This window comes from Methylobacterium dankookense, from assembly GCF_902141855.1.
GTDB classification, from domain to species: Bacteria; Pseudomonadota; Alphaproteobacteria; order Rhizobiales; family Beijerinckiaceae; genus Methylobacterium; species Methylobacterium dankookense.
Window position 1 is genome coordinate 1 of the sequence record NZ_CABFVH010000088.1, and the last position, 9,263, is coordinate 9,263.

Sequence of the window (9,263 nt, forward strand, 5' to 3'; positions counted from 1 at the left end):
GCGGCGCCCGCCCCGGAGGCCGCGCGTGGGGCCCGCCCTGCCCGCGCCGAGGCGCCCCGCCCGCGCCGCGAGGCCCGGCCCGCCCTCCGCACCGCGCGCTATGCCGGCGGCGCCGGATCCGTCTGGCAGGCCGGCGACGGCCACGCCTTCTCCGGCAGCTTCGGCGGCTGCCGCTTCTCGGGGATCGCCGGCCCCGGCGGCGTCCGCCTCGCGCAGGGCTGCTGACGCGCGACCGGTCGTCGTGCGGGATGAACAGAATCTCCGCGTGAAGATTGGTCGATCCAGCTCGAACAGGCTCTGTGAGCCTCGTTCGTGATCCAAGGATCATGGAAGATGCGCTAGAGCGCGCTCCGCCGAAGTGGACATCGGTTCGGCGAAAGAGAGCGCGTCAAAACAAAGACTTAGAGCCGATCTCGATTGCAACGCGATCGGGATCGGCTCTAGAAGCCCCGAGCCGGATGCCGGTCCGGTAGTCTCGGGTGCAGCGCGGACGGTGGCATGGAATCCCTCGCCTGGCTCGCGGAGGAGGCTTGCCGCAACGCATGGCCCGCCCCGCGCGAGGTTCATCTCGGCGGCTGGCTGCTGCGCGCCTCCGGCGGGCCGACGCGGCGGACGAATGCGCTCAACCCCCTGCCCGGCCCCCGCGCCGCGCCGGCGGCCGCGATCGAGGCCGCCGAACGGGTCTTCGCCGGGCTCGGCGCGCCCGCCATCTTCCGCATCGTCTCGCTGGCGCCGGAACTCGATCCCGAGCTGGAGCGGCGCGGCTACCGCGCGGAGGGCCATGCCCTCACCCTCGCCGCCGATCTCGCGGATCATGGAAGCCCGGATCCGCAGGTGCAGCTCGCGCCCGCGCCGGATGCCGCGTGGCTGGCGCTGCGCGCCCGGGTCAATGCCTCGGACGCGGCGGCCGAGCGCGCCTACCGCGTCATGCACGAGACCATCGCCCTGCCCCGGGCCTGCGCCGCCCTCCACGTGGACGGCGTGCCGGCCGCGCAGGCCTATGCGGTGCTCGATCGCGCGCTCGTGGTGATCGAGTCGGTCGCCACCGCGCCCGAGGCCCGCAAGCGGGGCCATGCCCGCCGGGTCGTCGCCGCGCTGATGGACTGGGGCCGGGCGCGGGGCGCTGCCCAAGCCTGCCTGCAGGTGGTGGCCGACAACCATCCGGCCCGCGCCCTCTATGCCGGCCTCGGCTTCGGGCGCGAACTCTCCCGCTACCACTACCGCCGCGCGCCCTGATACCGGGATTCCAAAGGGATCATCCCTTTGGCGGGTCCAGGGCGGAGCCCTGGGACTAGGCCGGGGCGCTGCCCCGGCACCCCGCCAAAGGCCTGAGGCCTTTGGGATCCCGGATTCAGGCCTCGAACAGCGACGTCTGCTGGGGTTCCTTGCGCGGCGCCTTCCGGGGCGCGCGGCGGGGCGGCTCCGGTGCCTCGTCAGGGCGCGCCCGCACGGTGCCGTCGGCGAATTGCAGGGTGAGGCCCGGCGCCGCGGCGGCGGCGGCGGCGCTGCGCAGGGGCGCGCCGGCCTCGTCCCGCACCAGGGCGTAGCCGCGCTCCAGCACCGCCTTGTAGCTCAGCGAGCCCAGCAGCGAGCCGAGCGCCTCCAGCCGGTCGCGGCGGCGCTCCACCGCGCGGGCGCCGGCCTGGGCGAGGCGCGCCAGCGTCGCGGCGAGCCGGTCGGCCCGGCGCGCCTCCAGGGTGCGGGCCCGCTCGAGGGTGGCCTCCCGCGCCACCACGAGGCGGCGCCCGAGCTGGGCGAGGGTCTCGGTCTTGCGCAGCATGTCGTTGCGCAGGGCCGTGCCCGGCCGGTGGTCGATGCGGGCGAGCCGGGCCCGGGCATTGGCCAGCGCCACGTCGGGCGAGCGCCGGACGAGCCGGTCGAGCAGCCCCTGCAGGCGCTGGCGGTGGCCGCGCGCCCCGGCCGCGAGCGCCGGGGCGAGGCGGGCCTCCGCGAGGTCGAGGCGCTGGCGCTTGGCCGCCAGGAAGGCGTCGGCGCTCGGGATGGCGCGGGCGGCGGCGCGAAGATCCGCCCGGTCGCGGTCGAGTCGGCGCAGGATCGCGCCCGCGCCCCGCCCGCCGAGATCGTGCACCTGGCCCGCGAGGTCGGCATGGACCGGCACCGCCATCTCGGCGGCGCCCGTCGGCGTCGGCGCGCGCCGGTCGGAGGCGTAGTCGATCAGCGTGGTGTCGGTCTCGTGCCCCACCGCCGAGATCAGCGGGATCCGGCTCTCGAAGGCGGCGCGGACGACGCATTCCTCGTTGAAGGCCCAGAGATCCTCGATCGAGCCGCCGCCGCGGGCGACGATCAGCACGTCCGGCCGCGGGATCGGGCCGCCGGGCTCCAGCGCGTTGAAGCCCCGGATCGCGGCGGCGATCTCCTCGGCCGCCCCCTCCCCCTGCACCCGCACCGGCCAGACCAGGACGGGCCGGGGGAAGCGGTCCTCCAGGCGGTGCAGGATGTCGCGGATCACCGCGCCCGTCGGCGAGGTGACGACGCCGACCACCCGCGGCAGGAAGGGGATCGGCTGCTTGTGCTCGGGGGCGAACAGGCCCTCGGCCGCCAGCGCCCGCTTGCGCTCCTCCAGGAGCGCCATCCAGGCGCCGAGCCCGGCCGGCTCCAGGCTCTCGATGACGATCTGGTAGGAGGACTTGCCGGGATAGGTGGTGATGCGCCCGGTGGCGACGACCTCGAGCCCCTCCTGCGGCCTCTGGCGCAGCCGCCCGAACACGCCCTTCCAGACCACGGCGTCGATGCGCGCCTGCCCGTCCTTCAGCGAGAAATAGGCGTGGCCCGAGCCGTGCGGCCCGCGATAGCCCGAGATCTCGCCGCGCAGGCGCACATGGCCGAAGGCGTCCTCCAGCGTCCGCTTCAGCGCGGTGGCGAGCTCGCCCACCGACCATTCGGGCTGGTTGGCCGAGAGCACGCGCGCAGGTGGCACGTCGGCGGGCGCGTCCGTCGAAGGGCGCGCGGCGCGCGGCGGGGGCGGAGGGACGAGCGGCATGGCGCCGGACGCTAGGCGCGCAGGATCCGGGTGTCGAGAGGGGGCGCCCCTCTCGCGGGTCCGGGCGGAGCCCGGGGCTCTTCCAGGGCTTTGCCCGGGACCCACCAAAGGGATGATCCCTTTGGGAACCCGGTCTCCGGATCAGGCGGCGTCGGCCAAAGCGGGCCTCGCGCAGGCGCGGATGCAGGCGCGGGCCAGCGCCTCGGTGGCGTCCACCAGCCGGGAGCGCAGGTCGCCCTCCACCGCGGCGAGGGCCACCGGGATCTCGGTGCAGGCCATCACGACTTCGCGGCAGCCCGCCGCCAGCAGCGCCTCGGCCTGTCCGCGCAGGATCGTTGCGGCCTCGGGCGTCCGCCCGGCCTTCACCAGCCGGATCGCGCGCATCACCGCCGCCTGCCCGGCCGCGTCCGGAACCCGGCAGGACAGGCCCTTCCGGGCGAGGCGCTCCTGATAGAGCCCGCCCGCGACGGTGCCGGTCGTCGCCAGCACGCCGATGCGGTCGCCCGGCCGCGCGGCGAGGTCGTCCGTCACGGCCTCCGCGATGTGCAGGATCGGCAGGGGCGTCCCCGCCTGCAGGGCCTCGTGCCAGAGATGGGCGGTGTTGCAGGGGATGGCGATGCAGGTGGCGCCCGCCGCCTCCAGCCGCCGCAGGGCCTCGCGCATGGCGGGCAGCGGATCGGCCCCCTCCCCCCGGAGCGCGGCGTTGCGGTCGGGGATGTTCGCGGCCGAGCACACCACCATCGGGACGTGGTCCTGGTCGCGGGAGGCCGGGGTGTTCCGCACGACCTTGGCCATGAAGTCCACGGTCGCCATCGGACCCATCCCACCGAGAACACCGAGCATCGCGGACCTCCTGTTGCGGGGCTCACGATGCGCGGGAGCCCGGCGCCGGGTCCAATGCCGTGTCAGTCCGGCCCAGTCCGGTCCTGCATAGTTTCGGCGGCGACGGCCTCCGCCGCCTCCCAGACCGCCGAGACGGCGGCGCGGCGATGCGCGGCGTTGCGGTAGAGCCGCACCTCCAGCGGCGTGCTCGGCCCCGTCGCGACCAGCTGTCCCTCGGCGAGTTCCCGCGCCACGAGGCTGCGCGGCAGCCAAGCCAGGCCGTGGCCCTCCAGCGCCATGAACTTCAGCGCCTCCGCCATCGCGTTCTCGTTGGTGTGGGCGGAGGCGGTGGGACCGCCCGCCTCCGCCTGCGCGACGGCCGCCACGCGGCCGAGGAAGGAGTTGTGCGCGTAGCTCAGCAGCGGGATCCCCGCCTCCGGCGTCCCGGCGCCGCGCACGGCCACGAGGCTGTCGGCCCCCACCACGCGGTGCGGGAACTGGGCCGGGTCGAGCAGGATCGGCACGCTCGGATGGTGGAAGGTCAGCAGGAAGTCGTAGCCGCCCTCGACGATCGCCTGGAGGCAGGCGTGGAAGTCGTCGGGCAGCAGGCGGCTGCTCAGGGGGCCGGCCTGCGCCTCGATCCGCCGGAACCAGCGCGGGAAGAAGGTCAGGGCGAGGGTGTGGAGCGCGGCCACCGCCACGTGGCGCTGCCCCGGCCGGGCGCTGGCCTGCAACGCGGCGCGGCTGCCGTGGAGCATGCGCACCGCCTCCTCCGCCGTCTCGCGGAAGGCCCGCCCCGCCGCCGTCAGCGAGGTCGGATAGGTGCTGCGGTCGATGAGGGCGACGCCGAGCCAGGTCTCCAGGGCCTGGATGCGCCGGCTGAAGGCCGATTGCGTGACGTGGCGCTCCTCGGCCGAGCGCGAGAAGTTGCCGGTCCGTGCGAGGCTGACGAAGTCCTCAAGCCATTTCAGCTCCATGATGGCACCAGCCTAGAGTCGCAACGCGCGGAGAGCCAGCGGCCTCGCCGCGCTCAAGGATCGGCCGATCCGGCGGCGAGATGCGCCAGGAGCTGGCCGGCATGGGCGGAGAGGTCGGCGGCCCGGCGCACGCAGAGGGTGAGGCGCCGCAGCGCCCAGGCGTCGCTCAGGGGAACCCAGCGGCAGGCGCCGCGCCGCGCCACCGCCTCCGGCACGATCGCGACGCCGACCCCGCTCCGCACCATCCGGCAGGCCGTCTCCAGCCCGCTCACCCGCACGCGCAGCTTGAAGGCGCGCCCGGCCCGGGCGGCGTGGCCGGCAAGATGCGCCTGGAGCGCGCTGCCGTGGCTGAGCCCCACGAAGGGCTCGTCGAGCGCCTCCTGGAGGGCCACCGCCGCGCGCTCCGCGAAGGGATGGCCCTCCGGCACCACGAGGACGAGCCGGTCGGTGCGCAGGGCCCGCGTCTCCAGGGTCCCGAGATCGGCGGTGTCGGCGACGATGCCGATCTCGGCGAGGCCGCCGGCGATCGCCTCGACGATCTCGGCGCTGGTGCGCTCCTCGAGGTCGATGTCGATCGTCGGATGGGCCGCGAGGAAGCCCGCCAGGGCGTCGGGCAGGAAGGCGGCCCCGGCCGCGGTGTTCGAGAGCACCCGCACATGGCCGCGCAGGCCCTGCGCGTATTGCCCGAGCTCGCCGCGCATCTGCTCGAGCTGGCCCAGCACGATCCGGGCGTGATGCGCCACCGCCCACCCGGCCGGCGTCGGCGAGACCCCGCGCGGGTTGCGCGCCAGCAGGGGCACGCCGCTCGCCTCCTCCATCCCGCGGATGCGCTCGCTCGCGGAGGCCAGCGCCATCCCGGCCCGCTCGGCGCCGCGGGTGATGCTCGCCGCCTCGGTGACGTGGAGGAACAGGCGGAGGTCGGTCAGGTCGAAGCGCATGCCGCCATCGTCCGCGGCGGGGGCCCGGCGGGCAAGGACGTTCGGACGAGCCTTCGGGGCGTCTTTGAAGAGCCTTCGGACGAGCCTTCGGCCTGGCCGAAGGCCCGCTTCCGGCACTTCCGCATTGTGAGGGGCCCCGCCCGCCGGCAAGGTCGGGCCATGAGACGCAACCCGCACATGCGGACGGCCCTGCAGGGCGATCACCTCCTGGAGGGCGTCGCAATCTGCCTCGCCGGCCTGACCGCCCTCGCCGCCCTCGCGCGGCTCGATCCCGCCCGGCCCGCTTCCTGCGCCGCCCCGGCCCCCGCCCCCATCGTCCAGCGGGCCGCGCCCCTGGATGTTAGGACGGTGGAGGATCCCGTGCTGCGCGACATGCTGCTGCACGACTGACGATAACGGCCGGATGCCGACGCCGCCCGGCCCCGAGCCCTCCGAGCCCTCAGATCCTCACCAGGCCATGCCCTTCGCCCTCGATCCGCTCCCGGTCGCCGTCGCGGCCGCCACCTTCCTGCTCGCGGGCTTCGTCAAGGGCGTGATCGGGCTCGGCCTGCCGACCGTGGCCATGGGGTTGCTCAGCACCGTCATGGCGCCCGCGCAGGCGGCGGCGCTGCTCATCGTGCCGTCCTTCACGACGAATGTCTGGCAGCTCGCGGCGGGCCCGCGCTTCGGCGCCCTGGCGCGCCGGCTCTGGCCGATGCAGGCCGGCATCGTGCTCGGCACGCTGGCGGGGTCCGGCTTCCTCCAGGGCAACCATGCCGGGCAGGCGGCGATCGCCCTCGGCCTCGCCCTGGTGGCCTATGCGGTGCTCGGCCTCGCCGCCATCCGCTTTTCCGTGCCGCCCCGGGCCGAGGCCTGGCTCGGGCCGCTCGTCGGCCTCGCCACCGGGCTGGTGACGGCCGCGACCGGCGTGTTCGTGATCCCGGCCGTGCCCTATCTCGGCGCGCTCGGGCTCGCGAAGGACGAGCTGATCCAGGCGCTCGGGCTCTCCTTCACGGTGTCCACCATCGCGCTTGCGCTGATGCTCGCCGGCGGCGGCGGCTTCGCCCTCGGCACGGCGGGCGCCTCGGTCGCGGCCCTCGCGCCCGCGCTCGTCGGCATGGTCGTCGGCGGCTGGGTGCGCGGCCGGGTCAGCGAGCGGGTCTTCCGGCGCTGCTTCTTCCTCGGCCTGCTCGCGCTCGGCGCCCATCTCGCCGCGCGGCTGGTGTTCTGAGGGGCGGCCCGGGCGGCGGATCCCCTCTCCCCGCCCGAAGTCGGGCTTGCCCGACTTCGGTTCCACGTTGCCGATCTCGGGCAAGCCCGAGATCGGTCGGGGAGAGGGCGCGCGTCGCGCTTGGTGGAGGCGCCCCTCAGGGCGCCATGTCGGGGACGGCCTTCACCACCCCGCTGTCCGCGTCGGCGGAGGCGCGGCCCGCTGCGGCCGGGGTCGCGGCGGCGAGCTGGGGCGGGGGCGTGAGCTGCAGGTGCTCGCTCGTATAGGCCAGCTCCGCATAGGCCTTCTGCGGGTCGTCGTTCAGCTTGGTGCCGTAGCTCGGGACGATCCGGCGGATCTTCGTCTGCCACTCGGGCGTCGCGACCTTCTGGGCGAAGACCTTCTCCAGCACGTCCAGCATGATCGGCGCGGCCGTCGAGGCGCCGGGCGAGGCGCCGAGCAGAGCGGCGATGCTGCCGTCCTTCGCGCTCACGACCTCGGTGCCGAGCTTCAGCACGCCGCCCTTCTCGGGGTCGCGCTTGATGATCTGCACCCGCTGGCCGGCCTGGATCAGCCGCCACTCGTCCTTCTTCGCGTTGGGGAAGTACTCGCGCAGGGCCTGGTAGCGGTCCTCGTCGGAGAGCATCACCTGGCCGGCGAGGTACTCGATCAGCGGATACTGCTCCACGCCGACGCGGACCATCGGCCAGACGTTGCTGGTGGTGGTCGAGCTCAGGAGGTCGAAATAGGAGCCCTCCTTCAGGAACTTGGTCGAGAAGGTGGCGAAGGGCCCGAACAGGATCACGCGCTTGCCGCCGAGCACCCGCGTGTCGAGATGCGGCACCGACATCGGCGGCGAGCCGACCGAGGCCTTGCCGTAGGCCTTGGCGAGGTGGCGCAGGGCCACGTCCTGGTTCTCGGTGACGAGGAACGAGCCGCCCACGGGGAAGCCGGCATAGTCGTCGGCCTCGGGGATGCCGGACTTCTGCAGGAGGTGCAGGGCGCCGCCGCCCGCGCCGATGAACACGAACCGGGCGTCGACCGCCTGGCGGCTGCCGTCCTTCAGGTTCTTCGACGACACGCGCCAGCTGCCGTCGGCGTTGCGCACGATGCCCTCGACCTCGGTGGAGAGGCGCAGGGAGAAGTTCGGCCGGCCCGTGAGCGAGGCGACGTACTGGCGGGTGACCTCGCCCCACTCGCAATCGGTGCCCACCGGCGTCCAGGTGGCGGCGATCTTCTGCTTGGGATCGCGCCCCTCCATCATCAGGGGCACCCACTTGCGGAGCTGCTCGGGATCCTCCGAATATTCCATGCTGGCGAAGAGCGGGCTCGCCTGCAGGGCCTCGTGGCGCTTCTTCAGGTAGCGGATGTTGTCGTCGCCCCAGACGAAGCTCATGTGCGGGGTCGAGTTGATGAACGAGCGCGGGTTCTTCAGCACGCCCTGCTGGACCTGCCAGGCCAGGAACTGGCGCGTGACCTGGAAGGCCTCGTTGATCTTGACCGCCTGCTCGATGCGGACCTTCCCCTTCGAATCCTCGGGGGTGTAGTTCAGCTCGGCCAGCGCCGAGTGGCCGGTGCCGGCATTGTTCCAGCCGTTCGAGCTCTCGAGGGCGACGCCGTCGAGCCGCTCGATCATCTCCATCGACCAGCCGGGCTCGAGCTCGCGCAGCCACACGCCGAGCGTGGCGCTCATGATGCCGCCGCCGATCAGCAGCACGTCCACCTTGCGGGCCTCGCCCGCGGCCAAGCCTGCGCCGGGCAGGGCCGAGACCGCGGCGCCCGCGAGCGCGCCGCCGATGAGCTGTCTGCGGTTCATCGGCAGGGCACTATTCTGCATATCCCCGCGGCGTCCGTGCATTTTATCTTCAATGCTCATTTTATTTTGCGCGCCGTGAAAAAATAATTTGTCCTTCGGTCGGCTACAACAAGCGTCGCCGGCGACCAACGCGGCGATTACATGGCTGCCATGTCCTGAAGACCTTGACCGGGTGCGCGAAGAGTTACGGACGCGGATTCTCCCCGCTGTTTTCCTCGCTGGGCTTTTCCCCTCTCCCCGCCGGGCGGGGAGAGGGTCGCGACGACCTCGTCGTCGGCGCGACAAGCGGCAGCGAGGGTGAGGGGGTGATTCCGGAAGAGCCTTCTCCGTTTAAGCCCCCTCACCCCCGGCTGCCGCCTCGCCACGTCTCCCCCCACGCGGGGAGAGGGGATCCGCGATGGGCCGGTCCGATCTCCGCAAGGGGGAGGAGAGCAGGTCCGGCTTGACAATGTTCCTGTTTTGTGCTCATTTGCCCGCACCTGCCGCCCGGCATCGCAGGAGCGATCCTGAGATGCCTTTC

General features: G+C 73.6%; 8 protein-coding genes and 1 pseudogene. 4 read left to right on the top strand and 5 right to left on the bottom strand.

Annotated features, from left to right (window positions below; all coding sequences use genetic code 11):
* Together MTDSW087_RS30530 and MTDSW087_RS29020 are read left to right on the top strand one after the other, a co-directional pair.
* Positions 1-225: pseudogene (locus tag MTDSW087_RS30530) on the top strand (translation initiation factor IF-2); the annotation flags it as partial.
* A gap of 273 nt (positions 226-498) precedes the next feature.
* Positions 499-1,236 (top strand): GNAT family N-acetyltransferase, encoded by a 738-nt coding sequence (locus MTDSW087_RS29020; RefSeq protein WP_144769153.1) that lies wholly within the window; start codon positions 499-501, stop codon positions 1,234-1,236.
* Between the two features lie 115 nt (positions 1,237-1,351).
* On the opposite strand, the gene xseA is transcribed toward MTDSW087_RS29020, so the two are convergent.
* The 4 genes from xseA to MTDSW087_RS29040 form a co-directional block, all read right to left on the bottom strand.
* On the bottom strand, positions 1,352-3,001 hold the full coding sequence (xseA, locus tag MTDSW087_RS29025) for an exodeoxyribonuclease VII large subunit (protein WP_144769155.1): 1,650 nt from the start codon (positions 2,999-3,001) through the stop codon (positions 1,352-1,354).
* A gap of 141 nt (positions 3,002-3,142) precedes the next feature.
* Positions 3,143-3,844: a cysteate racemase gene (gene cuyB, locus MTDSW087_RS29030; protein WP_144769157.1), complete on the bottom strand. Its 702-nt coding sequence runs from the start codon at positions 3,842-3,844 to the stop codon at positions 3,143-3,145.
* 62 nt (positions 3,845-3,906) lie between these two features.
* Entirely contained in the window at positions 3,907-4,800 is an 894-nt protein-coding gene (locus MTDSW087_RS29035; RefSeq protein WP_144769159.1) for a LysR family transcriptional regulator, read from the bottom strand.
* Positions 4,801-4,853: 53 nt separating this feature from the next.
* Positions 4,854-5,738 carry a LysR family transcriptional regulator gene (locus tag MTDSW087_RS29040; RefSeq protein ID WP_144769161.1) on the bottom strand — a complete coding sequence of 295 codons (885 nt, stop codon included), beginning with the start codon at positions 5,736-5,738 and terminating at the stop codon, positions 4,854-4,856.
* 177 nt (positions 5,739-5,915) lie between these two features.
* Between MTDSW087_RS29040 and MTDSW087_RS29045 the strand changes: the two genes are divergently transcribed.
* Positions 5,916-6,128 carry a hypothetical protein gene (locus tag MTDSW087_RS29045; RefSeq protein ID WP_144769163.1) on the top strand — a complete coding sequence of 71 codons (213 nt, stop codon included), beginning with the start codon at positions 5,916-5,918 and terminating at the stop codon, positions 6,126-6,128.
* A gap of 67 nt (positions 6,129-6,195) precedes the next feature.
* Positions 6,196-6,948 (top strand): sulfite exporter TauE/SafE family protein, encoded by a 753-nt coding sequence (locus tag MTDSW087_RS29050; protein WP_144769169.1) that lies wholly within the window; start codon positions 6,196-6,198, stop codon positions 6,946-6,948.
* 136 nt (positions 6,949-7,084) lie between these two features.
* Here the strand turns inward: MTDSW087_RS29050 and mqo are convergent, their stop codons facing one another.
* Complete coding sequence (mqo, locus tag MTDSW087_RS29055) at positions 7,085-8,803, bottom strand: malate dehydrogenase (quinone) (RefSeq protein WP_144769165.1); 1,719 nt, start codon at positions 8,801-8,803, stop codon at positions 7,085-7,087.
* Between the last annotated feature and the right edge of the window lie 460 nt (positions 8,804-9,263).

Coding starts and splice junctions, on each gene's coding strand:
- MTDSW087_RS29040 (WP_144769161.1), bottom strand. CDS start 5,738: ATGCGCTTCGACCTGACCGACCTCCGCCTGTTCCTCCACGTCACCGAG.
- MTDSW087_RS29045 (WP_144769163.1), top strand. CDS start 5,916: ATGCGGACGGCCCTGCAGGGCGATCACCTCCTGGAGGGCGTCGCAATC.
- mqo (WP_144769165.1), bottom strand. CDS start 8,803: ATGAGCATTGAAGATAAAATGCACGGACGCCGCGGGGATATGCAGAAT.
- MTDSW087_RS29035 (WP_144769159.1), bottom strand. CDS start 4,800: ATGGAGCTGAAATGGCTTGAGGACTTCGTCAGCCTCGCACGGACCGGC.
- MTDSW087_RS29020 (WP_144769153.1), top strand. CDS start 499: ATGGAATCCCTCGCCTGGCTCGCGGAGGAGGCTTGCCGCAACGCATGG.
- cuyB (WP_144769157.1), bottom strand. CDS start 3,844: ATGCTCGGTGTTCTCGGTGGGATGGGTCCGATGGCGACCGTGGACTTC.
- xseA (WP_144769155.1), bottom strand. CDS start 3,001: ATGCCGCTCGTCCCTCCGCCCCCGCCGCGCGCCGCGCGCCCTTCGACG.
- MTDSW087_RS29050 (WP_144769169.1), top strand. CDS start 6,196: ATGCCCTTCGCCCTCGATCCGCTCCCGGTCGCCGTCGCGGCCGCCACC.